The sequence below is a fragment of the Caulobacter sp. GW821-FHT09B08 genome, assembly GCF_059418225.1.
On the sequence record NZ_JBWKPL010000002.1, the window covers coordinates 138,325 to 160,619 of the forward strand.

Here is a 22,295-nt window from a genome sequence, read left to right on the forward strand (position 1 = left end):
CACCGAAACGTCCCCAAATCACAGCAAAGCGTCACGGGCTGTTGCGGGACATGGGGGGCGAGACATATTGTCCGCCCCCATCCTCAGGCCGCAACCGTCGCGGCGCGTTTCTCACGGCAAATTGCAAGTCATGGCTCATTCTCCGTTCAAGGGCGTTCTTCCGGCGCTGGTCACGCCTTTCCGCGACGGCGCGGTGGACGAGAAAGCCTTCGTGGCCCTGGTCGAGCGCCAGATCGCCGGCGGGGTGCATGGGCTGGTGCCGGTGGGCACCACCGGCGAGACGGCGACCCTGTCGCATGACGAGCACAAGCGCGTGGTCGAGCTGTGCGTGCAGACCGCGCGGGGCCGCGTGCCGGTGATCGCCGGCGCCGGCTCCAACTCGACCGCCGAGGCCATCGAACTCGTGGCCCACGCCAAGGCGGTGGGCGCCGACGCGGCCCTGGTGGTGTCGCCTTACTACGTGCGGCCCAGCCAGGAGGGCGTCTACCAGCACTTCAAGGCCATCAACGACGCCGTGCAACTGCCGGTGCTGGTCTACAACGTGCCCGGCCGCACCGGTTCGGACATCACCAACGAGACGCTGGAGCGGCTGTCGAAGCTGCCCAACATCATCGGCATCAAGGACGCCACGGGCGACCTGACGCGCGCCAGCATGCAGCGGGTCCTCTGCGGTCCGGACTGGGTGATGCTGTCGGGCGACGATCCCACGGCTCTGGGCTACGTGGCCCACGGCGGCCACGGGGTGATCTCGGTGACCTCCAACGTCGCCCCCGACGCCTGCGCCACCTTCATCAACGCCGCCCTGGGCGGGGAGTGGGAGACCGCTCTCTACTGGCAGGATCGCCTGGTGCGCCTGCACAAGGCGCTGTTCCTTGACGCTTCGCCGTCGCCGACCAAGTTCGCCATGGCCCACCTGGGCCTGTGCGAAGCCGATGTGCGCCTGCCGATCTCGGCCTGCGCGGACTCGGTCAAGCCGGCGATCCTGGACGCGATGCGCGAGGCGGGTCTGGTCTGATGACCAAGCCGATCGCCGAGAACCGCCGCGCGCGGTTCGACTACTTCATCGAGGAGACGGTCGAAGCCGGGCTGATGTTGACGGGCACCGAGGTGAAGTCGCTGCGCGTGGGACGGGCCAACATCGCGGAGTCCTATGCCTCGGTGGAAGGCCGTGAGATCAAGCTGATCAACGCCGACATCCCGCCCTATGGCCATGCCAATCGCTTCAACCACGAGCCGCGCCGGCACCGGAAGCTGCTGCTGCATCGCAAGCAGATCGACAAGCTGATCGGCGCGGTCCAGCGCGACGGCCGCACCCTGGTGCCGCTGAAGCTCTATTGGAACGACAAGGGCCTGGCCAAGCTGGAGATCGGCCTGGCCAAGGGCAAGAAGGCCCACGACAAGCGCGAGGCCTCGGCCGAGCGCGACTGGCAGCGCGACAAGGCGCGGCTGATGAAGGGCGATCGCGGGGACTAACCCCGCGTCGCCATCCAGATGACATGCCGCGCGCCGCGTCCCTTGTGGGCGCGCACGCCGATCTCCTCGACCGCGTAGCCGGCCTGCTTCAGGCGCTGGGTGAAGCCGTTGTCGCGGGTCGAGGACCACACCTCCAGCACACCGCCGGGACGCAGGGCGGCCTTGGCGTCGGCCAGGCCCTTGCGGCTGTAGAGGCCGTCGTTTTCCTTGCGGGAAAGGCCGCCGGGTCCGTTGTCGACGTCCAGCAGGATGGCGTCGTAGCCGCCGGCCTCGGCGCGGATCGCCTCGCCGACGTCGCCCTGGTGGAGGGATACGCGCGGGTCGTCGAGGCTGGTCCCGTGCAGATCGCCCAGCGGACCGCGCGCCCAGGCCACGACGGCCGGCACCAGTTCTGCCACCACGATCCGGGCGTCCGGTCCGAAGGTGGCGAGGGCGGCGCGCAGGGTGAAGCCCATGCCCAGCCCGCCGATCAGGACGCGCGCCTTGGGGCGCCGGCCGATACGCTCGAAGGCCAGGGTGGCCATGGCCTCTTCCGAGCCGCTGAGCCGGCTGTTCATCAGCTCGATCGGCCCGGCCATGATCGAATACTCGGTCCCGCGCCGCATCAGCTTCAGTTCGCCGCCGTCGCCGGGGACCTTGGCGGTGTCCAGGTGCTGCCAGGGGATCATGAGAGGTCGTTGTCCAGGAACTTGGGTCACGTCGCGTGATCGTTCCCGGCGGCGTCGAACGCGCGGCGGGGACATCGACGCCGGGCATAGGCTCCCCGGCGTCGAGGTCAAGCGTCGCGAACGCGGAGCAACCGTTACTTCCTGAGAATTTCCTTACGCTTGTGCTCGTATTCGGACTTGGTGATCACGCCCTCGTCGAGCGCCTTCTTGAGGTCCACGAGCTGCTGTCCGGTGGTCGAGGTCTCCACCGCCGTGGTGTTGCTGCTGCCGCAAGCCGTCAGAGAGGAGCCTCCAATGACGAGCGTCAGGCCGAGCGCGAAAGCTGAGATGGTCTTCATGGCCGATCCTCCTGGGCGGATAGACCTTGGCCATGGCCGATCGGACTGGCCATCGGGGGAACCTCGCCATGCGAGGGGGAAATCCCGACAAGTTCTCCGGAAATGACCTGATCGGCTTTGGACCGGTTTCAGCGGGAGTCGCTTGACGCCGGGTCCACGCGGCGCGACCCTCAAACCTAACAACGATAACCTAGGAGGATCCGCCATGGCCGACGGCGCGACTCAAATCGAAGCTTCCGTGAAGGACCGGGTCAGCGAAGCCGAGTGGAAGGCTCGCGTCGACCTTGCCGCCCTCTATCGCCTGGTCGCCGTGCACGGCTGGGACGACATGATCTTCACCCACATCTCGGCTCGCATTCCGGGACCCGAGCACCACTTCCTGATCAACCCCTACGGCATGTTCTTCGGCGAGATGACCGCCTCGATGCTGGTCAAGGTCGATCTGGACGGCAACGTCATCGACAAGACCCCGTACTTCATCAATCCGGCGGGCTTCACGATCCACTCGGCGATCCACGCCGCGCGGGAGGACGCCCATTTCGTCATGCACCTGCACACCGACCAGGGCGTGGCTGTGTCGGCTCACAAGGCGGGCCTGATGCCGTTGTCGCAACACGCTCTAATTGTATTGCCACAGCTGTCGTATCACGACTATGAAGGTATCGCTCTCAACCTTGACGAACGGGAACGCCTGGTGGCCGACCTCGGCGAGAAAAAGCTGATGATGCTGCGTAACCACGGCACCCTCTCCGTGGGCATGACGGCGGCCGAATGCTGGCTGAGCATGTTCTACTTGGAGCGCGCCTGCGCCCAGCAGGTGATGGCGCTCAGCGCCGGCCTCGATGGCGTGCTGGAAGCGCCCGACGCGGCTCAGGCCGAGGTCCGCAGCCAGACCGGCATGGGCCTGGGCATGATCGCGGGCCTGGCGTGGCCCGGCAACCTGCGCAAACTCGACCGGGAGTCCCCCGGCTACGCGGATTGACGCCGAAACGTCGAAAACGAAACGCCGTCGCGATCCTCGGGGTCGCGGCGGCTTTCTTTTGGGCGTTGCTCGCCTCACCAGACGATGCCCTGGCCGGCGCATGGCCGATGAAGCAGGGCGAAGGACAGGTGATCCTCAAATACGAGGACCAGAAGGCCGACACGGGGTTCGATCCTGACGGCGTGGAGGTCGACATCGATCCGCGCCGTGACCAGACGCTGTCGCTCTATGGCGAATACGGCCTGACCGACCGGCTCACCCTGCAGACCAAGGCGGCGCTGACCCGGGGGCATGACCGCTTCGTGGACTACGACGGGCGCGGGCCGATCGAGCTGTGCCTGCGTTACGCGGTGGTCCGCACGGATCGCTCGGTCATCAGCCTCTATCTGGGCGCGGCCAAGGATGGGGTCGGGCGCAACGCCGGCTACGCCGCGCCGGGGCAGGGCGACACCGATCTGGAGGCGCGGCTGCTGGCGGGAACCTCGCGGGAGTGGCGGGGCGCTCCGGTTTTCGCCGAACTGCAGGTGGCTCGCCTCAAGCGAAGCGGCCTGGCCGACGAGACCCGGGCCGACTTCACATTCGGCCTCAGGCCCAAAACCAACTGGCTTGTCCTGGTCCAGTCCTATGCCGGCCAGGCGGATTCCCAACCCGTCCGTTCACGTTGGAGCAAGGGCGAAGTCTCGGTCGTTCGCGACCTGGGCGCGTGGAGCCTGCAGGCCGGGTGGCGGCGGGCGGTGTCCGGCCGCGAGACGCCCGCCGATCATGGACCGGTATTGGCGGTGTGGCGGCGGTTCTGACTGTTTCGGAACTGTAATATTCGGTCATCCGCGTGTCACTGGACGCAGGCTAGGGCAGACGGCTAATGAGCCGCATTCTGCTTAGCTAGGCCGACTCTCCTCGGCGCCCGGAGCTTTTCGTGATCCGCAGACATTTCTTCCTCGTCGCGGCGGTGGTCGCCGTGCTGCTGATGCTGGTGGCCGGCGGTCTCAAGCTGGCCTTCGGCGGCAAGGCTCCCGGCGCGGGCGGGCAGGGCGGTGGCGGACGCGCGACGGCGGTCTCGCAGGTCGTGGTTCAGCCGCGCGCCTTCACCGATCGCGTCGAGGTCCTGGGCGTGGCCAAGGGCCTGCAGTCGGTGACCATCACCTCCAACACCGCCGAACTGATCACCGCCGTGCACTTCCGCGACGGCCAGGCGGTCTCCAAGGGGCAGGTCCTGGTCGAGCTGAAGGCCGACCAGGAGACGGCCGGCATCGCCGAGGCCCAGGCCCAGCTGGCCCAGGCCGAACGCGAATACACCCGCTGGAAGACCCTGGCCGATCGCGGCATCGCCCCGCGCGCCTCGGCCGAGCAGTATCTGGCCGCGCGCGACACCGCCCGCGCGGCCCTGGCCGCCGCCAGCGCCCAGAAGCTGGACAAGGTGATCCGCGCGCCGTTCGCCGGCCGGGTTGGCATCACCGATATCGCGCCCGGCGCCCTGATCAGCCCCGGCACCGCGATCGTCACCCTGGACGACACCTCGGTGATCCGGGTCGATTTCTCGGTGCCGGACCGCTACCTGCCGATCCTGCGCGAGGGCCTGGCCATCACCGCCAAGCCGGACGCCTTGCCGGGCGAGGTCTTCACCGGCCACATCGCCCAGATCGACACCCGGATCGATCCGACCACCCGCGCCCTCAAGGCCCGGGCCGAATTCCCCAACGCCGGCGGCCGCCTCAAGCCCGGCATGATGATCAAGGTCGGCATCGACCAGGGTCAGCGCCAGGGCGTGGCCGTGCCCGAGGCCGCCATCCAGTTCGACGGCAATCAGGCTTCGGTCTATCTGATCGCCAAGGGGCCCAAGGGCCAGGTCGCGCGCCGCACGGCGGTGCAGACCGGCCTGACCGCCGACGGCTTCGTCGAGATCACCTCGGGCCTGAAGGCCGGGGACAAGATCGTCGGCGACGGCCTCAACCGCGTGCAGGACGGCGCGCCGGTCAATCCTGGCGGCAAGGGTGACAAGGCCCAGGCCGGCAAGGATGGTCACAAGCAGAAGGCCGGCTGATGCTTTCCGACCTTTCCGTTCGCCGCCCGGTCTTCGCCGCGGTCGCCGCGATCATCCTCTGCGTGGTCGGCCTGGCCGCGTTCAAGGCCCTGCCGATCCGCGAGCTGCCCAGCGTCGATCCGCCCGTGGTGTCGATCTCGACGACCTATACCGGCGCCTCGGCCGAGGTCATCGAAGAGCGGATCACCCAGATCATCGAGCGCCAGGTCGCCGGCATCCAGGGCATCGACCGGGTCAACTCGTCCTCGCGCGACGGCCGCTCGCAGATCACCATCACCTTCACCCTGGACCGCGACCTGGACGCGGCGGCCAACGACGTGCGCGACGCGGTCAGCCGCGTGGCCGCCAACCTGCCCGATCAGGCCGACCCGCCGCAGATCGCCAAGGCTAACGCCGACAGCTCGCCGATCATCATTCTCAACCTGACCTCGACCTCGCTCAGCACCCTGCAGCTGGCCGACTACGCCGACCGCTATCTGGTCGAGCGGATGTCGACGATCCCCGGCGTGGCCCAGGCAAACCTCTACGGCGCGCCGCTGTACGCCATGCGCATCTGGCTGGACGCGGACGCCATGGCGGCGCGCGGTGTGACGGTCGACGACGTCGAGACCGCGCTGAACGCCCAGAACATCGAACTGCCGGCCGGTTCGCTGGAGAGCGCCTCCAAGGACTTCACCATCCGGGTCAGCCGCTCCTATTCCAAGCCCGAGGACTTCCTGAAGCTGCCGCTGCGCGCGGGCAATGCCGACGGGTTCGTGGTGCGCCTGGGCGACGTGGCGCGGGTGGAAGAGGGACCCGACGAGCGTCGCAAGCTGTTCCGAGGCAACGGCGTGCCCCAGGTGGGCATCGCCTTGACCCGCCAGTCGCAGGCCAACGACGTCGCCATCTCCGACGCCGTGCGTAAGGAAGTCGAGACGATCAACCAGACCCTGCCCGCAGGGACCAAGATGATCGTGGCCATCGACAACTCGGTGTTCACCGCCGAGGCGATCCACGAGGTCTGGGTCACCATGGGCATCTCGATCGCCCTGGTCGCCCTGGTGAACCTGCTGTTCCTGGGCAGCTGGCGTTCGGCCCTGATCCCGTCGATCGTCGCGCCGATCTGCATTCTGTCGACCTTCACCGTCCTGGCCCCGCTGGGCTTCTCGCTGAACCTGCTGACCCTGCTGGCCCTGGTGCTGGCCGTCGGCCTGGTGGTCGACGACGCCATCGTCGTGGTCGAGAACATCCAGCGTCGGGTGGACGAGGGCGAGCCGGCTCCGGTGGCGGCCCTGCGCGGCACCCGTCAGGTGTTCTTCGCGGTTGTGGCCACCACCGTCGTGCTGATCTCGGTGTTCGCTCCGCTGATGTTCCTGCCGGGCTATATCGGCCGTCTGTTCGTCGAGCTGGCCGTGGCCATCGCCGCGGCCGTGGGCTTCTCGGCCCTGCTGGCGCTCAGCCTGTCGCCGATGATGGCCTCCAAGCTGCTGAAGTCGGCTAAGAGCAACTGGCTGTCCAGTCGCGTCGACCGCGCCATGGAAGCGCTCAAGGACAGCTACCGCCACTCGCTGGAGGCCTTGCTCGGCAAGGGTTCGGCCACCCTGGTCACCGGCCTTTCGGTGCTGGTGCTGGCCGTCTGCGCCGGCGGCCTGTTCGCGCTGCTGCCGCAGGAGCTGGTGCCCGCCGAGGACCGTGGCCGGGTGGACATCTCGATCAACGGCCCCGAGGGCAGCGGCTTCGACGCTACCGTCAAGGTGGCCGACAGGGTCGAGAAGATCATCGACAAGTACCGGCAGGACGGCGTCGCCGAGCGGACGATCATCGCCGTGCCGCGCTTCAACCAGAACCAGTTCAACACCGGCAACGGCGTCATCGCGCTCAAGCCCTGGGGCGAGCGGGACAAGTCGGCCGACGATGTGGCCGCCGAGCTGAACAAGAGCCTGTCCAAGATCACCAGCGTCCGCGCGGTGGCCTCGGTGCGCGGCGCGTTCCAGCGGGGCGGCGGCGGTGGTGGCGGGGGCGGCACCAATGTCGACCTGATCGCCGTGGGCAACGACTACGTCCAGCTGGCCGGCTGGATGAAACCGATCCTCGAGGCCGCCCAGGACAATCCAGGCCTGTCGCGTCCGCGTCTCGACTACGAGCCGACCTCACCGCGTCTGTCGGTGCAGATCGACCGTGACAAGGCCGCCAGCCTGGGCATCTCGGCCCAGTCGATCGGGCGGGCCCTGGAGACCATGTTCGGCTCGCGCAAGGCCACGACCTACATCAAGACTGGCCAGGAATACGACGTCATTCTGCAGACCAATCTCGACCAGCGCCGCAGCGTCGAGGACCTGAACCGCCTGCAGGTGCGCACTGCCTCGGGCGCCCTGGTGCCGCTGTCGACCGTGGTGACAACCCAGCTGCGCGGCGACATTCCCGATCGTCCGCGTGTGGACCGCCTGCGCTCGGTGACCCTGACCACCCAGTTGAACCCCGGCTATACGGTGGCCGACGCGGTGAAGTTCTTCCAGGACCAGGCCCAGGCCCATCCGACCCCCGGCGTCAGCGTCAAGTGGGGCGGCCAAGCCAAGGACTATCTGGAAGCCTCCGGTGCCGTCGGCCTGGCGTTCGGCCTGGCCCTGCTGCTGGTCTTCCTGGTGCTGGCGGCCCAGTTCGAAAGCTGGATCCACCCGGCCGTGATCATGCTGACCGTGCCCCTGGCGGCGCTGGGCGGGCTGTTCGGCCTGCTGATCACCGGCTCGACCATCAACACCTACAGCCAGATCGGCCTAATCATCCTGGTCGGCATCGCGGCCAAGAACGGAATCCTGATCGTCGAGTTCGCCAACCAGCTGCGCGACGAGGGTCTGAAGGTCCGCGAGGCGGTGATCGAGGCGGCGGCCCTGCGCCTGCGTCCGATCATCATGACCTCGATCTCGGCCGCCATGGGCGCCTTGCCGCTGATGCTGTGGACCGGCGCGGGGGCGGGCAGCCGCAAGACGATCGGGGCGGTGATCTTCACCGGCGCGATCTTCGCCACCCTGCTGACCCTGTTCGTCGTGCCGGTGTTCTACAACCTGCTGGCCCGCTTCACGAAGTCACCGGAGTGGACGGCGCGGCAGATCGAAGAGTATGAAGCCCGCGAGAAGAGTGGTGAGGGGCAAGCCTCACCCGTCTGAACCGGGTGAGGAAGCATGGCTGAAGCCATTCTGGCGGCGAAGCGGCAGGAGCTTGCGCTCCTGCGGCGCATCGAGGAACGCATTCTCTGGCTGGCCTCGTGGACGATCCACAACGCCAACCATCTGCGCGAAAGCCGTGATGGCCTGAAGGTGGGCGGCCACCAGGCCTCGTGCGCCTCGATGACCACCCTGATGACCGCGCTCTACATGAAGGCGCTGCGGCCGCAGGACCGCGTGGCGGTCAAGCCGCACGCCAGCCCGGTGTTCCACGCCATCCAGCATCTGTTCGGCCGTCAGAGCCTGGAGAAGCTGAAGGCCTTCCGCGCCCTGGGCGGCGCGCAGTCCTATCCCTCGCGCACCAAGGACACCGACGACGTCGATTTCTCGACCGGCTCGGTGGGCCTGGGCGTGGCCATGACCGCCTTCGCCTCGCTGAGCCAGGACTATCTGGCGGCGCGCGGCGCGGTGAAGCCCGAGCGCATGGGGCGGATGATCTCGCTGCTGGGCGACGCCGAGCTGGACGAGGGCAACATCTACGAAGCCCTGATCGAGGCCTGCAAGCACGACATCCGCAACACCTGGTGGATCGTCGACTACAATCGCCAGAGCCTGGACGCGACCACCCAGGACCGGATGTTCACCCGCTACGGCGAGATCTTCGAGGCCGCCGGCTGGACCGTCGAGACCCTGAAGTGGTCCAAGCGCCAGCGCGAGGCCTTCGCCAAGCCCGGCGGCGAGGCGCTGCGGCAGTGGATCGAGACCGCCCCCAACGACCTCTACGCGGCCCTCAGCTACCAGGGTGGCGCGGCCTGGCGCGAGCGGCTGAGCGCCGACCTGGCGGCCGACGCCGACGCCCTGAAGCTGATCGCGGCCTACAAGGACGTTGCCCTCGGCGAGCTGATGACCGAGCTGGGCGGCCACTGTATGGAGACCATCCTGGAGGCCTTCGAGCGGGCCAGCCAAGACGACGCGCCTCGGTTCTTCATCGCCTACACCGTCAAGGGCCTGCGCCTGCCGTTCCAGGGGCACAAGGACAACCACGCCGGCCTGATGACCGAGACCCAGATCGCCGAGCTGCGCGGCCGGCTGGGCGTGGTCGAGGGCGAGGAGTGGGACGCGCTGTCGGGTCTGTCGGCGGCCGAGCACACGGCGCTGAAAGGCCTGGTCGCCCGCGCGCCGTTCGCGGCCCAGGTCGAGCGCGAGCATGTCGCGCCCGGTATCGTTATCCCCACCGCAGACGAACTGCTGGTTCCCGTGCTGGGTGGGGGCGAGCAGTCCACCCAGGCGGCGTTCGGCAAGGTGATGTTCGAGATCGCTCGTCGCGACGACGAGTTCGCCGGCCGGGTGGTGACCACTTCGCCGGACGTCACCGTCTCGACCAATCTCGGCGGCTTCGTGAACCGGCGCGGCGTGTTCCAGCGCCGGGCCCATGACGACGTCTTCAAGCGCCGGCGCATCCCGTCGGCTCAGGTCTGGTCCAAGGCCGAGACCGGCCAGCACGTCGAACTGGGCATCGCCGAGAACAACCTCTTCATCGCCCTGGCGGCCCTGGGCCTGACCGCGCCGCTGTTCGGCGAGCGGCTGTTCCCGGTCGGCACCCTGTACGATCCCTTCATCGCCCGGGGCTTGGACGCCCTGAACTACGCCTGTTACCAGGACGCCCGGTTCCTGTTGGTCGCAACACCATCAGGACTGACTCTCGCCCCCGAAGGCGGCGCGCACCAGTCGATCGGCTCGCCCCTGATCGGCATGAGCCAGCCGGGGTTGGACAGCTACGAACCGGCCTTCGCCGACGAGACCGCCGTGCTGATGGCCCACGCCTTCGGCCAGATCCAGGCCGAGGAGGGCGCCTCGACCTATCTGCGTCTGTCGACCCGGGTGATCGCCCAGCCCGAACGCACTGACGACGCCTGGCGTCAGGGCGTGGTCGATGGCGCCTACTGGCTGCGGCCGCCGGCGCCGGGCGCGCGCTTGGCCATCGTCTACAGCGGCGCCCTGGCGCCCGAGGCCCTGGCCGCCTTCGAGGCGGTGCTCGAGGACGAGCCCGGCGCGGGCCTGCTGGCCGTCACCTCGGCGGACGTCCTGCATCGCGACTGGACGCAGGCGGGCCGCTCGCGCTGGACCGGAGACGGGACGCGCGTTTCGACCATCGAGACCCTGCTGGCCCCGCTGTCGCGCGAGGCGGGCCTGGTGACCGTGATCGACGGCGCGCCGGCGACCCTGTCCTGGCTGGGCTCGGTGCGCGGCATGCGGCTGCGGGCCCTGGGCCTGGAAACCTTCGGTCAGTCGGGCGACCTGTCGGACCTCTACGCCAAGTACCGCCTGGACGCGGACGCCATCCTCGACGCCTGCGCCGACCTGCTGGTCTGACGCCGGTTCAGGCGACGGGCTGCAGTTCGATGCTCTGGATCCGGCCGTCCACCACGGCATAGAGGGCGTAGCTGCGGGTGTCGGACCACAGGTGGCCGGAGCTGTCGTGAGTGGCCACCTGCATCTCCGCGCGGATCCGGCCGTCCGGCTGCAGCTCGGCGTCGATCAGGTCGAAGTCCGGCGCGAGGGTCTCGAACAGCTTCTGGAAGAACGCCCGAACGGCGTCCGGGCCGGCGATCTCGCCGCCGTCCAGGAAGTCATCGAAGCGGGCTTGGGGGTGCATCAGCGCCATGACCGCCTCGAGGTCGCGGCGTCCCAGCGCGTCGTAATAGCGGACGATGAGGTCGCCGGCGGCGGTCACGACCTGGACGCCTTGTCCACGGTCTCGGCGTCGAGCCTGGCGACCAGGCCGTCGCGCAGCGTGAAGGTGTGGCGCACGCAGGTGTCGGACCACACCTGGCCGGCCAGGTTGCGGACGATCTGGTTGGCCTCGGCGACGACCCGGCCGTCGGGCAGGTCGATGAAGTCGACCACGGCGATGTCGATCGTGATCAGCTTGTCGTTGCGGGCCCAATAGGCGCCGACGGCTTCGGAGCCGACCAGCCGTCCGCCTTCGACCTGGTTGGGCCAGTCGACGTCAGGCGTCAGGAACGCCGAGAAGGCGGCGAAGTCGCGCCGGTTGTAGGCTTCGTAGACCCTGGTCAGCAGCGCGTGCGCGTCTTCCATGGTTGCCCCAATTCAGCCCTTGGGGGGCTTGTAGCCGGTCTCGACCTTAAGATAGGCGATCAGGTCCACGCGGTCCTTCGGATCGTGCAGGCCGGCGAAGGTCATCTTGGTGCCGGGCATGAAGCCGCGCGGGTTGTCCAGCCACTTGTCCAGGTGCTCGGCGTCCCAGTCGAAGCCGGCGGCGGCGACCGCGGGCGAGTACTTGTAGCCGGCCAGGCTGCCCGCCTTGCGGCCGAACACGCCATAGAGGTTGGGGCCGATCAGGTTGGGGCCGCCCTGGGTGATGGTGTGGCACGAGCGGCAGAGGGCGAACTTGCTCTGACCGTTCAGCAGGTCGCCGGTGTTGTAGGGGGCGGGGAGGGCGGCCAGCAGGGCCTGTTTCTCGGCGTCGGTCGGCGGGGGCGCGACCGGGGTCGCCGTGACGGAGTCCGAAGTCGTCTCCTTCGGCTTCGAACAGCCGGCCAGGGAGACGCAAAGAACCGCCGCCAAGGCGATGTGAAACTGACGCATTACAAGTCCCCGACTGACATTATGCCGCAAGCTGTGCGGCGCGGCGCCGCATTCATTTTCTGGCCCAGATATGGGCTCCGCATCCAATATATAACGTCGTTATCTGGTCAAGGTCTCGCCACCTTTCGGCGAACGCCCTGCGACAACGCGCGTTATCCCACAGAATGTAAAAGCAAAATGACCGATTACAAACCGTGGGTATGCACATAAAAAATTGACCGGAATTAACCATAAAAGTACCCAGAAAGCGCCGGAGGGGCTGCTCCGGCGCCGGGTAAGAAGAACACGTCATGGACTGGAACGAAGAGCGCACCGCGACCCTCCGTAAGCTGTGGATGGAGGGCATGAGCGCCAGTCAGGTCGCCCGCCAGTTGGGCGGCATCAGCCGCAGCGCGGTGATCGGCAAGGTGCACCGCCTGGGGATCACGGTCCGCGATGTCTCCGCCCGCCAGCGCAGCGCGGCGCGCACCACCACCCGCCCTCAACCCCGCGCTCGCGTCGTCCGCGAAACCGTCCAGACCCCGCGCCCCGCGCTGCGGCTGGTCGAGGTGGTCGAGATGGAGCCCACCTCCAACATCCTGGGTCTCGAGACCCACTCCTGCCGCTGGCCGATCGGCAATCCCGACTCCCACGACTTCGGCTTCTGCGGTCGCGAAAAGACCGCCCGCGGATCGTACTGCGACGACCATGCCCGCGGCGCCTTCCGCAAGCTGGCTTCGTCCTCCGAGATCAAGGCCTGGGGCGTCCGCCCGGCCCGCGAACTCCACACCGCCTGATCGCTGAAATCAAACCCAAGCCGGGACGACGACAATGAACATGGTCTTGATCGAAAACGCCGCCGGCAGCAGCCAGGTGATCACCATCATCGAGGAGTTCGCCGGTCACTCGGTGTCGCGCGACCTGAACCCCGGCGAGCGCACCCACATCCCGGTGGGGCAGTTCAAGTCGATCGTCGTGCGCGAGACCTACCCCGACGATTGGTTGAGCCGGGCCCGCGCCCGCAACGCCACCATCCCCGACGTGATCTCCAACCGGGCGGCCTGATCCGCGCCAGACCTCGGATGCTCAGGAAACGCACGAGCCCCGCGAACTTGTTCGCGGGGCTCGTTTCGTCTGGAACCACATGGTTGGCGTGGCGTTAGCCATCGTCGAACGGCGTTCGTTGTCGTTCACGCCAGGGGGAACGGCGTCGAGTTCCAAAAGCATGCAAACGCGCACATTCGCGCGCGTCGGGCGGAGCCGTGATTGTGTGTGGCTCTCGCGTGTGAGATGAAGGCGCGCCATTTGGCGTGGGGGGAACCATGTCAGAGCAGAAGCAGGGGGAGGGCCGCGGTTTGCCGCTACCGACCTATGTCAGCTATCTGATGTATCAGACTGAACAACATCGGCGCGCCTTGGCGGCCGATTGCATCGCGCAGCATGGGATCACCTTTCCCAAGTGGGTGGCGTTGGCGTCGCTGGCCAGTTTCGGCGAGTGTTCGATGACGCGTCTGGCGCGGCTGTCCGCTGCCGACCGCACCACACTGACCCGCTCCATCGACGGACTGATCCGCGACGGCCTGGTCGAGCGCGGCACCCAGGCCTCGGACCGTCGCAAGGTGGTGGTTCGTCTGACGGCGGAAGGTCAGGCGATCCTGGGCCGTATCCGCGAGGACATCCAGCCGATCAATCAGGAAGTCTGCTCCGAGCTCACCGAGGAAGAGCAGAACAACCTCGCCCATTATCTGAAGAAGATCCTGGGCGGGCTGATCTCCGAGCCGGAGTGGAAGCACGAGGTGCTGTCGTACGGTCCGGGTCCGGTCACGCCCGCCTGGAAGCACGGCTAGGACTACGCCTTCAAGCGTCGGCCCGTCGCGGCTGGGTGATCACCCAGCGCGCGACCGGCTGCCGGAAGTTCAGCGGCCCCGGCGTGGTCATGTGCGTCTTCAGATAGCGGAAGCCGGCCGAGGGCAGGGTGCGGTTGGGCGCGGCGTTGAAGGCGTGGGGCTCGCAGAACAGCCGCTTCAGCTTCAGCTGCTCGAAGTAGAGCGCGACGCTGTGCTTGACCGCCTCGACCCCAAGGCCACGCCGACGGTCGGCCGGCGCGGTGACGTGCAGGTGCATGTGGGCGTGGTCGCCATAGGCGATCTTGTCGGCGCTCGAGAAGCCCACGGGACGGTCGTCGTCCAGCCAGGTCAGCAGCAGGGTCTCGCGCGTCTCGACCGGTTGCCGGAAGGTCGCCGCGTAGTAGCTGCGCCAAGACTGGGGATCTGGAAGTCGCGCGGGATCGACGCCGATCAGCTCGAGATGCTCGGGCGTCGATGCGTGAAAATAGTCGATGATCAGATCGACCTCGGACTCCGTCATCTGACGTACTGAAAGGCACATGGGGACCACCCTCCGCCACTAGCGCTTCAACGCCTATGTGGATGGCTTCCGCAAGGATTGTCCAGAGGTTAATAGTATCGCATCAGTTGTATATCGGCGCGCCGCTCAATGCCGGTCGAAGCAGATGCTCAGTCGTCGCCACGCGGCTTGCCCCGCAAGGCTTTCACGCCCGACCGCTTGCCCTTGGTCTGCAGCCGCTTGAGCTTGCTGGCATAGGTGGGCTTGGTCGGGCGTCTCGGTTTCGGCTTCTCGGTGGCGCGCAGGATCAGTTCGATCAGCCGTTCGCGCGCCTCCTGACGGTTCATCTCCTGCGACCGGCTGCCCTGAGCGAACAGGACGATCACCCCGTCCTGGGTCAGGCGGCTGCCGGCGAGAGCCTCCAGCCGGGTCTTCACGTCCTCGGGCAGGGTGGGGGAGTTGCGGACGTCGAACCGCAGCTCGATCGCCGTGCTGGTCTTGTTGACGTGCTGGCCGCCAGGGCCCGAGGCGCGGGTCGCCTTCTCGACGATCTCCTCGTCCTCGATGCGCAGCCAGTGGGTGATTTCGATCATTGGACCACGCGCCTGGCCTTGACCACGGCCTGGTCGAGCGCCTGCAGGAAGCGCGAGCGGTCGGCGGGGCCGAAGGCCTGCGGGCCGCGCGTGACCTCGCCCATCGAGCGCAGGTGCTCGCCGATCATCCGAGAGGCCAGGGCCGAGCCGATGGAGTCCGGCGTGAACGGCCGACCGTTGGCGCCCAGGGCCTGGCCGCCGGCCTTCAAAACTCGGTCGGCCAGAGGGATGTCGTTGGTGATCACCACGTCGCCCGGACCGGCGCGCTCGGCGATCCAGTCGTCGGCGATGTCCGGACCGGCGTCGACCACGATCTGCTCGATGGCCGGGGTCTGGGGCACGCGGATCCAGCTGTTGGAGACCACGAAGGTCTTCAGGCCATAGCGGGCGGCGACCTTGTAGACCTCGTCCTTCACGGGGCAGGCGTCGGCGTCGATGTAAAGAACGGTCATGGACCGTCTCGTAGCGCCTTCCCCAGTTGGGCGCCAAGCGTCGAGACGGCTTCGACCGCCACGGGCAGGACGTGGGTGAAGTTGACGAAGCCGTGGGCCTGGCCCGGATATTCCCTGAACTCGACCGCGACCCCCGCCGCCGACAGGGCCGCGGCGTAGCGCTGGGCGTCCGGATGGACCGGGTCCAGCAAGGTCCCGGTCGCCAGGAAGGTGGGCGGCGTCGACGGCGTGACGGTATCCAGCAGCGACGGCGCGTGGGCGTTGGCCAGTTGGGCGTTGATATAGGCCACGGCCAGGCGGCCGATCAGGCGGGCGTCGCGCAGCAGGGTCTGGGCCCAGACCTTGTCGTCCAGGTGGACCAGGGGCGAGAAGAAGCCCTGGGCCCGCACCGCGCCGGGACGGGCGGCGTTGGCCTCGGCCGCGACCGTGGCGGCCAGGTAGGCTCCGGCGCTGTCGCCCGCCACGGCCAGGCGGTCGGCGTCGATCCCCAGCTCGGCGGCCTGCTTGCGCAGCCAGGCCAGGGCCGCGCGGGCGTCGTCGATCTGAGAGGGAAAGGCATGTTCCGGCGCCAGGCCATAGCCGGCCGACACCACGCGCACGCCGGCGGCGTGGGCCAGGCGGTGGCAGAGCGCGTCGTGGGTCTCGATGTCGGAGATCACGAAGCCGCCGCCGTGGAAGAACAGAATGGCCGGGCCCGTAGCGGGGGCGTCCATCGGCACGTAGAGACGGGCGGCGCGCTTTCCACTGGCGGCCGGGTAGTCGAGGTTACGGATTTGGGCCAGACGCGGAAGCTTGCGGTCGCGGTGGGCGATGGCGAAGCGCACCGCTCGTCGGACGCGTTCGAGCCCGAAGCGATGGGCGCCGGCCACCCGTTCGGCGAAGACGCTGGTCAGGGGCGCGTTCATCGGTCGGTCCTCGCCTGGGCCGGTGGGCGTGGAAGGCTTAACCGGCATAGGTTCGGCTGGCTAGTGGGCGTCGGTCGGCGGGGCCGAGGTCTGCGGCGCGGGCCTGCAGAACGGCACCATCACCAGGGCGGCCAGGAAGATCCACGACATCAGGCGGAAGACGTCGTTGAAGGCCAGGGTCATGGCGTAGCGGCCGACCACCTTGGCCAGCTCGCCCTGGGCCATGAGGGCGGCATGGGTTGGATCCGGCGTCAGTTCGCCGATCCTGGCGGCCAGGCCCGCGACGAAGTCGGGCGCCACGCGACCGGCCTGGCCCAGGCTCTCGCCGATGCGGGCCACATGGATGCGGGTGTTGTCGCTCAGCCAGGTGTTGACCACGGCGATGCCGATAGCCCCGCCCAGGTTGCGCATCAGGTTGAACAGGGCCGAGGCGTAGCGCAGCTCGGCCATGGCGAAGCCGGACAGGGCCAGGTTCACGCTGGGCACGATGCACAGCATGATCGCGAAGCCTCGCAGCGCTTGTGGCCAGAGCAGGGCGTGAAAGCCCCATTCCGGCGTCAGGTGCGAGGTCAGGAACAGGCTGCCGGCGAAGGCGCTGAGGCCCACGGTGATCAGGATGCGCGGATCGACCCGCTGCGACAGCCGCGCGGCGATCACGGTCGACAGGATCTGGGCGACGCCCGTGACCACCACGGTCGTGCCGATCTCCAGGCTGTTGTAGCCCCGCACCCGGCCCAGAAAGACCGGGATCAGATAGGTCGCCGAATAGAGGCCGAACCCGATCACCAAATTGAACACGCAGGCGAAGACGAAGGTCGGCTTGCGGAAGGGCGACAGCCGCACGATCGGGCCGCCGGAATTGAACGAGCGCTCTAGGAACAGCAGCAGGGCCACGAACGACACCCAGGCGGCGATGGTGATCGAGGGCTCGCCGAACCAGTCGTGGCGCGGGCCTTCTTCCAGCACGTATTCCAGGCCGCCCAGGAACACCGCCATGGCCGCCAGGTGGGAGTAGTCGATGGTCTTGAGCATCTCGGGCTTGGCCCGGTCGACGTGGATGAACCGGATGGCCAGGATCGTCACCAGGATACCCGGCAGGATGTTGATGTAGAAGATCCAGCGCCAGCCGGCCGCGTCGGTCAGCCAGCCGCCGACCGTCGGACCCAGGGTCGGGGCCAGCACCGAGACCATGCCCAGGATGGCCGGGATCATCGCCCGCTGCTTGCCCTCGAACATGGCGAAGCCCGTGGCGAACACGGTGGGCACCATGGCTCCGCCGACGAAGCCCTGGACCACGCGGAAGGCGATCATCGAATTGATGTCCCACGCCGCGCCGCACAGGGCGCTGGAGAGGGTGAACAGGCCCGCCGACAGGGCGAACAGCCATCGGGTCGACATCGCCTGGGCCAGGAAGGCCGAGAAGGGGATCATGACCAGTTCGGCCATCAGATAGCCGGTCTGGACCCAGCTGATCTCGTCAGGACCGGCCGAGAGCCCCGCCTGCACGTCGTTGAGTGACGCGGCGACGATCTGGATGTCGATCAGGGCCATGAACTGGCCGAACGCCATCACCCCGAAGATCAGGTACTTCGTCGCGTCCGGCAGGGCCAACGGGTTGATCGGCGGAGGTGTGGGCCGATCGGCGGTGTCGCGCATGGCGGCCTCTTGAAAGTATGATGATCATAATATTATATGGATCATACCAACAGAGGTCGCAAGCCATGCGCTACGATGCGGACCACAAGCAGAAGACCCGGGAGCGGGTGCTGAAGGCGGCGGCCAAGGCTATTCGCGCCGAAGGGCCTCACAAGATCGGCGTCGCCGCCGTGATGGCCGAGGCCGGCCTGACCCATGGCGGCTTCTACGCCCACTTCGCCTCCAAGGACGATTTCGTGGCCGCCGCCGTCGGCCAGATGTTCCTGGAGAGCAAGACCAGGCTCGACAGGGCGATGGAGGGGCGCACGCCGACCCAGGGGTTGGCGACCTACCTCGACTTCTATCTGTCGCCCGCCCACCGCGACACGCGCACCAGCGGCTGCCCGCTGCCGTTCTTGTCGGCCGACGCCCCGCGCCTGGCCGCGCCGTCGCGCGAGCGGTTCGCCCAAGGCGTCGCCGGCCTGACCGAGCGCCTGGTCCAGGTGTTGACCGAGATGGGCCGGCCCGACGCCGAGGAGACCGCCGGTTCGATGCTGTCGGAGATGGTCGGGGCCGTGTCCCTGGCCCGCGCCGAGCCCGATCCCGCCCGTTCCGACGCCATACTGGCGCGCACCCGCGCGTCGCTGACCCGTCGTCTTGGCCTGGAGGCCGTTCAATGACCGTCCGCGAACTCACCCTGGCCGACCAGCTGGCGCCCGGCGTCACCGGGCTGGAGCAGCTCCAGGCCATGATCGTCGCCGGCGGCCGTCCGCCCATCGGCGACACGCTGGACTTCACCCTGACCGAGGCCGGCGACGGCTGGGCGGTGTTCGAAGGCACGCCCGGCCGCCGCGCCTACAACCCCATCGGCACGATCCACGGCGGCTACGCGGCCACCTTGCTGGACTCCGCCTGCGGCTGCGCGGCCCATTCCAAGCTGAGCGCCACCCAGGGCTATACGACGCTGGAGCTGAAGGTCGCCTACCACAAGGCCATGACTGACAAGACCGGCCCGATCCGCGCCGAAGGGCGGGTGATCAGCTTCGGCCGCCGCGCGGCCTTCACCGAAGCGACGATCAAGGACGCCGCTGGCCGGATCTACGCCACGGCGACCTCGACCCTGCTGGTGTTCGACCGATGAGCGCCGCGGTCCTCGACGCCCCCGCCGGCGTGACGGCGCCTCAGACCAAGAGAGGAGCGCCCTTCTCGCCGCGCACGGCCCTGATGGTTGGCGGCGCCGTGGTCTTGGCCGTGGCGGGCGGGGTCTATCTGTCCGCGCCCAAGGCCACGGTCTCGACCGATGCGGCCTATGTCCAAGCCGACAGTTCGACCATCGCGCCGAAGGTGCGTGGCCTGGTCTCCGAGGTGCTGGTCGCCCACAATCAGGCGGTCCGGCGAGGCGACCCGCTGGTGCGCATCGATCCCGAAGAGTTCGACGCCCGCGTCGCCTCGGCCGAGGCCGACATCCGCGACGCCCAGGCCAATGTGGAATCGGCCCGTGCGGCGCTGATCGCCCTCGACGCCGAGGAGCAGCTGGCCGCCTCGAACGTCCGCGCCGCCCAGACCTCGATCCGCGCCGCCGACGCCCAGAACGTCCAGGCCCAGGCCGACCGCGAGCGGTTCGACGTCCTGGCCAGCAGCGGCGCGGTCGCCCGCCGAGACGTCGAGCGCTATCGCGCGGCCGCCGTCTCGGCCCAGTCGGCGGCGGATCGCAGTCGCGCCGAGTTGGACGTCAGCCGCAACCAGGCCTCGGTGACGACCGCCAAGCGCGCGTCGCTGCTGGCTGCCCTGGCCAGCGCCGAGGCGGCGGTGGCGCGAGCTCAGGCGACGCTGGTTCTGGCCCGGCAGGACCAGGCCCACACCCTGATCCGCGCGCCCATCGACGGCGTAGTGGGCGATCGCCAGGCCGAGCCGGGCGACTATGTCCAGCCGGGCACGCGTCTGCTGACGGTGGTGCCGGTTCGCAGCCTGTACGTGGTGGCGAACTTCAAGGAGACCCAGGTCTCGCGAATGGTCGTGGGCCAGGCGGCGACGATCAAGGTCGACGCCCTGGACGGCAAGCCGCTGAAGGGTTCGGTGGAGAGCTTCGCGCCGGGATCGGGCTCGCAGTTCTCGCTGCTGCCGTTCGAGCCGGGCACGGGCAACTTCACCAAGATTGTCCAGCGGGTGCCTGTGCGGATCCGCATCGACCCGGGTCAGCCCGGCTTGGAGCGTCTGCGTCCTGGCCTATCGACCACCGTCAAGGTGCGCCTGAAGGGCGGGTGAGTCGCGCATGACACCGGTGGACGGCGCGGATGTCGCTCAGGCTTTGTGCAGGAGATGGTCGATTGCACGCTTTGTCGGCAAACGTGCGTTCCCCACGGTCTGGCTTGAATGTCGCACCGCCCAGGCCTTGATCGGCGGCCGAGGCGCATTAGTTATCAACCCGTGGAGCCGCCGTTGGCGCTCCTGCCCTTCCTGGGCGTTTCCTCCCTAATGACTGCCCGGCCTTTGCGCCGGGCATTTTTTTTGACCTGTGCGCCCGCACGTTCCGACAGCCGGGAAACATGCCGCAACACCGCGACAACATCGCGGTGGGACGGTCCTGGTCGACCGCTTCGGTCGTCACGTCTGGGAGGACAAGACGCACATGACTTCCACCAAACTGTTCGGAACCGCCGCGCTGGTCGCCGCCGCGTTGAGCCTGGTCGCCGTCGCCCCGGCCTCGGCCGGCGGGCGCGATCCCCATCACCGCCACGAGCACAAGGTCTGCAAGTGGGAGCGCCATCACGGCCACAAGGTGAAGGTCTGCCGCTGGGTGCATAACTGACCCTGCTGTCCGGGCGTCTTCCTCCAGGAGGCGTCCGGATCGCCCTTACGGGCATAGTTTGATCGACGCGCGCGGGTCAGCGCCGTAAGCTCGGGCTTCGAGTGACAGCCTCGCGGGATCGCCGCCGGGGCCGCAGTGGAGACCGAGTATGGACAAGGCCGAAATCAATCGCGTCGTCGAGCGACACAAGGCCGAGCAGGACGCCCTGGCCGAGCGGCTGGAGGCCCTGCGCAGCGGCAAGCTGCAAGTGGGAGCGGTCGGGGAAGACGGCGCCCTGAAGGACGAGACGCCGGTTCACATCAGCGAGCTGGAACGCCTTCAGCAGTGGCTGATCGAGAACATCGCTCGCTACGAGGCGCTGCTGGGCGCCTAGGCGCGGCGGTTGTCCAGGCCGCGCAGGTTGGCCACGCCGATCGCGGCCATCAGCCGGTCCACCGTCACGCCCTCGACGGTGGGCACCCACTTGGCCAGCCAGACCAGCATGCCGATCAGCAGCTGCACGACCAGTTGCGGCTCGCAGGGCGTGATCGAGCCGTCGGTCATGCCGTCTTCGATCAGTCGCTCCAGCCGGCGCGTCAGGCGTTCGCTCCACGCGGCGATGTCGTCGCGCTGGTTCTGGTCCAGGTAGGAGCGGTCGCCGAAATAGAGCAGGGGGCCGTTGCGGGCGGAATCGACCATCAGGGCGGTCAAAAAGGATTCCAGCTTTTCGAATCCGTTTCCGCTGGCACCGGTGGTCTCGCTCAGCACCCGCTCGAAGCGCTCCAGCGAGCTCTGATGGCAGGCGAAGACCAGAGCCTGCTTGTTGGGGAAGTAATAGTAGAGCGCCGCGTCGCGCAGATCGAGCGCCGCGCCGATTTCGGTCATCGTGGCCAGGGTATAGCCCTTGATGTTGATGATCTCGGTGGCCGCTCTGAGGATCGCGTCGCGCTTCTTGGCGGACTTTGGGCTGTGCGACAGCGGCTTATGGCCGTCCGGCGTGGCCGTCACGGTATCATGCTGGCCGATCACGGCTTTTCGCTCCCCTGGTGTTCTCTTTTCGGAACTTCCGCAGTGGTAGCGGCAGTTCGCGGTCCTGAGCAAGTGTTCAAAAGAACGCTGTTCGGTTCCGTCCTAAAATTTCTAACTTGCTCTAGAATATCTGGGGTGTACTAGAATCGCACCGAAGCCACCAAACGCCGAGACAGGCGTCGTGCGCTTTGGGGGAAACCGAATGGCCGCGAAAGCCGCGCAGGACCTGGTCCGCGCCCTCTCAGAGGGCAGTGGGCGGCGTGGGCTCGTCGCCATACCGATCAACCGAATTCGAAATCGCCAAGTCGTTCGCGCAA

26 protein-coding genes are annotated in these 22,295 nt (G+C 67.9%); 15 read left to right on the forward strand and 11 right to left on the reverse strand.

Features of this window, described 5'->3' with window-relative positions:
* Positions 1-130 precede the first annotated feature (130 nt).
* Together dapA and smpB are read left to right on the forward strand one after the other, a co-directional pair.
* Complete coding sequence (gene dapA, locus AC07OA_RS06985; RefSeq protein WP_494663067.1) at positions 131-1,015, forward strand: 4-hydroxy-tetrahydrodipicolinate synthase; 885 nt, start codon at positions 131-133, stop codon at positions 1,013-1,015.
* Positions 1,015-1,473, forward strand: coding sequence for an SsrA-binding protein SmpB (gene smpB, locus AC07OA_RS06990; RefSeq protein WP_494663068.1), 459 nt, complete (start codon positions 1,015-1,017; stop codon positions 1,471-1,473). Before dapA ends, smpB begins: the two co-directional genes overlap by 1 nt.
* On the opposite strand, the gene AC07OA_RS06995 is transcribed toward smpB, so the two are convergent.
* The gene (locus tag AC07OA_RS06995; RefSeq protein WP_494663069.1) at positions 1,470-2,141 is read right to left on the reverse strand and encodes a spermidine synthase; all 672 of its coding nucleotides are present in this window, start codon (positions 2,139-2,141) and stop codon (positions 1,470-1,472) included. The two genes, smpB and AC07OA_RS06995, sit on opposite strands and share 4 nt — an antisense overlap.
* A 134-nt stretch (positions 2,142-2,275) precedes the next feature.
* Positions 2,276-2,479 carry an SHOCT domain-containing protein gene (locus tag AC07OA_RS07000; protein WP_494663070.1) on the reverse strand — a complete coding sequence of 68 codons (204 nt, stop codon included), beginning with the start codon at positions 2,477-2,479 and terminating at the stop codon, positions 2,276-2,278.
* 205 nt (positions 2,480-2,684) lie between these two features.
* On the opposite strand from AC07OA_RS07000, the gene AC07OA_RS07005 reads away from it, so the two are divergent.
* From AC07OA_RS07005 to AC07OA_RS07025, 5 genes are all read left to right on the forward strand, one after another.
* Entirely contained in the window at positions 2,685-3,461 is a 777-nt protein-coding gene (locus AC07OA_RS07005; RefSeq protein WP_494663071.1) for a class II aldolase/adducin family protein, read from the forward strand.
* 107 nt (positions 3,462-3,568) lie between these two features.
* A complete protein-coding gene (locus tag AC07OA_RS07010; RefSeq protein ID WP_494663072.1) occupies positions 3,569-4,258 on the forward strand; it encodes a hypothetical protein in 690 nt (229 codons plus the stop codon).
* A gap of 119 nt (positions 4,259-4,377) precedes the next feature.
* Positions 4,378-5,502: an efflux RND transporter periplasmic adaptor subunit gene (locus tag AC07OA_RS07015; RefSeq protein WP_494663073.1), complete on the forward strand. Its 1,125-nt coding sequence runs from the start codon at positions 4,378-4,380 to the stop codon at positions 5,500-5,502.
* A complete protein-coding gene (locus AC07OA_RS07020; protein ID WP_494663074.1) occupies positions 5,502-8,645 on the forward strand; it encodes an efflux RND transporter permease subunit in 3,144 nt (1,047 codons plus the stop codon). The genes AC07OA_RS07015 and AC07OA_RS07020 overlap by 1 nt, the downstream gene beginning before the upstream one ends.
* Before the next feature lie 15 nt (positions 8,646-8,660).
* Complete coding sequence (locus AC07OA_RS07025; RefSeq protein WP_494663075.1) at positions 8,661-11,015, forward strand: thiamine pyrophosphate-binding protein; 2,355 nt, start codon at positions 8,661-8,663, stop codon at positions 11,013-11,015.
* Positions 11,016-11,022: 7 nt separating this feature from the next.
* Here the strand turns inward: AC07OA_RS07025 and AC07OA_RS07030 are convergent, their stop codons facing one another.
* From AC07OA_RS07030 to AC07OA_RS07040, 3 genes are read right to left on the reverse strand one after another with little or no spacing between them, the layout of a single operon-like run.
* Entirely contained in the window at positions 11,023-11,376 is a 354-nt protein-coding gene (locus AC07OA_RS07030; protein WP_494663076.1) for a nuclear transport factor 2 family protein, read from the reverse strand.
* On the reverse strand, positions 11,373-11,741 hold the full coding sequence (locus AC07OA_RS07035; RefSeq protein WP_494663077.1) for a nuclear transport factor 2 family protein: 369 nt from the start codon (positions 11,739-11,741) through the stop codon (positions 11,373-11,375). The genes AC07OA_RS07030 and AC07OA_RS07035 overlap by 4 nt, the downstream gene beginning before the upstream one ends.
* A gap of 12 nt (positions 11,742-11,753) precedes the next feature.
* Entirely contained in the window at positions 11,754-12,251 is a 498-nt protein-coding gene (locus AC07OA_RS07040; RefSeq protein ID WP_494663078.1) for a c-type cytochrome, read from the reverse strand.
* Positions 12,252-12,541: 290 nt separating this feature from the next.
* On the opposite strand from AC07OA_RS07040, the gene AC07OA_RS07045 reads away from it, so the two are divergent.
* The 3 genes from AC07OA_RS07045 (at position 12,542) to AC07OA_RS07055 (ending at position 14,077) form a co-directional block, all read left to right on the forward strand.
* Complete coding sequence (locus tag AC07OA_RS07045) at positions 12,542-13,027, forward strand: GcrA family cell cycle regulator (RefSeq protein WP_494663079.1); 486 nt, start codon at positions 12,542-12,544, stop codon at positions 13,025-13,027.
* 34 nt (positions 13,028-13,061) lie between these two features.
* Positions 13,062-13,295, forward strand: a complete 234-nt coding sequence (locus tag AC07OA_RS07050) for a hypothetical protein (protein ID WP_494663080.1) — start codon at positions 13,062-13,064, stop codon at positions 13,293-13,295.
* A 257-nt stretch (positions 13,296-13,552) separates the two neighbouring features.
* Positions 13,553-14,077, forward strand: a complete 525-nt coding sequence (locus AC07OA_RS07055; RefSeq protein ID WP_494663081.1) for a MarR family winged helix-turn-helix transcriptional regulator — start codon at positions 13,553-13,555, stop codon at positions 14,075-14,077.
* 10 nt (positions 14,078-14,087) lie between these two features.
* On the opposite strand, the gene AC07OA_RS07060 is transcribed toward AC07OA_RS07055, so the two are convergent.
* The 5 genes from AC07OA_RS07060 to AC07OA_RS07080 all read right to left on the reverse strand — a co-directional run bounded on the left by AC07OA_RS07060 (position 14,088) and on the right by AC07OA_RS07080 (position 18,182).
* Positions 14,088-14,597 carry a GNAT family N-acetyltransferase gene (locus AC07OA_RS07060; RefSeq protein ID WP_494663082.1) on the reverse strand — a complete coding sequence of 170 codons (510 nt, stop codon included), beginning with the start codon at positions 14,595-14,597 and terminating at the stop codon, positions 14,088-14,090.
* Between the two features lie 149 nt (positions 14,598-14,746).
* On the reverse strand, positions 14,747-15,169 hold the full coding sequence (arfB, locus tag AC07OA_RS07065) for an alternative ribosome rescue aminoacyl-tRNA hydrolase ArfB (protein ID WP_494663083.1): 423 nt from the start codon (positions 15,167-15,169) through the stop codon (positions 14,747-14,749).
* A complete protein-coding gene (locus tag AC07OA_RS07070) occupies positions 15,166-15,621 on the reverse strand; it encodes a YaiI/YqxD family protein (RefSeq protein ID WP_494663084.1) in 456 nt (151 codons plus the stop codon). Before AC07OA_RS07070 ends, arfB begins: the two co-directional genes overlap by 4 nt.
* On the reverse strand, positions 15,618-16,526 hold the full coding sequence (locus AC07OA_RS07075) for an alpha/beta hydrolase (protein ID WP_494663085.1): 909 nt from the start codon (positions 16,524-16,526) through the stop codon (positions 15,618-15,620). The genes AC07OA_RS07070 and AC07OA_RS07075 overlap by 4 nt, the downstream gene beginning before the upstream one ends.
* A 60-nt stretch (positions 16,527-16,586) precedes the next feature.
* Positions 16,587-18,182: a DHA2 family efflux MFS transporter permease subunit gene (locus AC07OA_RS07080; RefSeq protein ID WP_494663086.1), complete on the reverse strand. Its 1,596-nt coding sequence runs from the start codon at positions 18,180-18,182 to the stop codon at positions 16,587-16,589.
* Between the two features lie 65 nt (positions 18,183-18,247).
* Here AC07OA_RS07080 and AC07OA_RS07085 point away from each other — a divergent pair, with 65 nt between their 5' ends.
* From AC07OA_RS07085 to AC07OA_RS07105, 5 genes are all read left to right on the forward strand, one after another.
* Positions 18,248-18,841 carry a TetR/AcrR family transcriptional regulator gene (locus tag AC07OA_RS07085; RefSeq protein WP_494663087.1) on the forward strand — a complete coding sequence of 198 codons (594 nt, stop codon included), beginning with the start codon at positions 18,248-18,250 and terminating at the stop codon, positions 18,839-18,841.
* Positions 18,838-19,302, forward strand: coding sequence for a PaaI family thioesterase (locus AC07OA_RS07090; protein ID WP_494663088.1), 465 nt, complete (start codon positions 18,838-18,840; stop codon positions 19,300-19,302). Before AC07OA_RS07085 ends, AC07OA_RS07090 begins: the two co-directional genes overlap by 4 nt.
* Complete coding sequence (locus tag AC07OA_RS07095; protein WP_494663089.1) at positions 19,299-20,426, forward strand: HlyD family secretion protein; 1,128 nt, start codon at positions 19,299-19,301, stop codon at positions 20,424-20,426. The genes AC07OA_RS07090 and AC07OA_RS07095 overlap by 4 nt, the downstream gene beginning before the upstream one ends.
* Before the next feature lie 364 nt (positions 20,427-20,790).
* Entirely contained in the window at positions 20,791-20,970 is a 180-nt protein-coding gene (locus tag AC07OA_RS07100; RefSeq protein WP_494663090.1) for a hypothetical protein, read from the forward strand.
* A 148-nt stretch (positions 20,971-21,118) separates the two neighbouring features.
* Entirely contained in the window at positions 21,119-21,343 is a 225-nt protein-coding gene (locus AC07OA_RS07105) for a hypothetical protein (RefSeq protein WP_494663091.1), read from the forward strand.
* Here the strand turns inward: AC07OA_RS07105 and AC07OA_RS07110 are convergent.
* Positions 21,340-21,978, reverse strand: a complete 639-nt coding sequence (locus AC07OA_RS07110) for a TetR/AcrR family transcriptional regulator (protein WP_494663092.1) — start codon at positions 21,976-21,978, stop codon at positions 21,340-21,342. The two genes, AC07OA_RS07105 and AC07OA_RS07110, sit on opposite strands and share 4 nt — an antisense overlap.
* Positions 21,979-22,295 lie beyond the last annotated feature (317 nt).

Coding starts and splice junctions, on each gene's coding strand:
- dapA (WP_494663067.1), top strand. CDS start 131: ATGGCTCATTCTCCGTTCAAGGGCGTTCTTCCGGCGCTGGTCACGCCT.
- smpB (WP_494663068.1), top strand. CDS start 1,015: ATGACCAAGCCGATCGCCGAGAACCGCCGCGCGCGGTTCGACTACTTC.
- AC07OA_RS06995 (WP_494663069.1), bottom strand. CDS start 2,141: ATGATCCCCTGGCAGCACCTGGACACCGCCAAGGTCCCCGGCGACGGC.
- AC07OA_RS07000 (WP_494663070.1), bottom strand. CDS start 2,479: ATGAAGACCATCTCAGCTTTCGCGCTCGGCCTGACGCTCGTCATTGGA.
- AC07OA_RS07005 (WP_494663071.1), top strand. CDS start 2,685: ATGGCCGACGGCGCGACTCAAATCGAAGCTTCCGTGAAGGACCGGGTC.
- AC07OA_RS07010 (WP_494663072.1), top strand. CDS start 3,569: ATGAAGCAGGGCGAAGGACAGGTGATCCTCAAATACGAGGACCAGAAG.
- AC07OA_RS07020 (WP_494663074.1), top strand. CDS start 5,502: ATGCTTTCCGACCTTTCCGTTCGCCGCCCGGTCTTCGCCGCGGTCGCC.
- AC07OA_RS07025 (WP_494663075.1), top strand. CDS start 8,661: ATGGCTGAAGCCATTCTGGCGGCGAAGCGGCAGGAGCTTGCGCTCCTG.
- AC07OA_RS07035 (WP_494663077.1), bottom strand. CDS start 11,741: ATGGAAGACGCGCACGCGCTGCTGACCAGGGTCTACGAAGCCTACAAC.
- AC07OA_RS07040 (WP_494663078.1), bottom strand. CDS start 12,251: ATGCGTCAGTTTCACATCGCCTTGGCGGCGGTTCTTTGCGTCTCCCTG.
- AC07OA_RS07045 (WP_494663079.1), top strand. CDS start 12,542: ATGGACTGGAACGAAGAGCGCACCGCGACCCTCCGTAAGCTGTGGATG.
- AC07OA_RS07050 (WP_494663080.1), top strand. CDS start 13,062: ATGAACATGGTCTTGATCGAAAACGCCGCCGGCAGCAGCCAGGTGATC.
- AC07OA_RS07055 (WP_494663081.1), top strand. CDS start 13,553: ATGTCAGAGCAGAAGCAGGGGGAGGGCCGCGGTTTGCCGCTACCGACC.
- AC07OA_RS07060 (WP_494663082.1), bottom strand. CDS start 14,597: ATGACGGAGTCCGAGGTCGATCTGATCATCGACTATTTTCACGCATCG.
- arfB (WP_494663083.1), bottom strand. CDS start 15,169: ATGATCGAAATCACCCACTGGCTGCGCATCGAGGACGAGGAGATCGTC.
- AC07OA_RS07070 (WP_494663084.1), bottom strand. CDS start 15,621: ATGACCGTTCTTTACATCGACGCCGACGCCTGCCCCGTGAAGGACGAG.
- AC07OA_RS07075 (WP_494663085.1), bottom strand. CDS start 16,526: ATGAACGCGCCCCTGACCAGCGTCTTCGCCGAACGGGTGGCCGGCGCC.
- AC07OA_RS07080 (WP_494663086.1), bottom strand. CDS start 18,182: ATGCGCGACACCGCCGATCGGCCCACACCTCCGCCGATCAACCCGTTG.
- AC07OA_RS07085 (WP_494663087.1), top strand. CDS start 18,248: ATGCGCTACGATGCGGACCACAAGCAGAAGACCCGGGAGCGGGTGCTG.
- AC07OA_RS07090 (WP_494663088.1), top strand. CDS start 18,838: ATGACCGTCCGCGAACTCACCCTGGCCGACCAGCTGGCGCCCGGCGTC.
- AC07OA_RS07095 (WP_494663089.1), top strand. CDS start 19,299: ATGAGCGCCGCGGTCCTCGACGCCCCCGCCGGCGTGACGGCGCCTCAG.
- AC07OA_RS07100 (WP_494663090.1), top strand. CDS start 20,791: ATGACTTCCACCAAACTGTTCGGAACCGCCGCGCTGGTCGCCGCCGCG.
- AC07OA_RS07105 (WP_494663091.1), top strand. CDS start 21,119: ATGGACAAGGCCGAAATCAATCGCGTCGTCGAGCGACACAAGGCCGAG.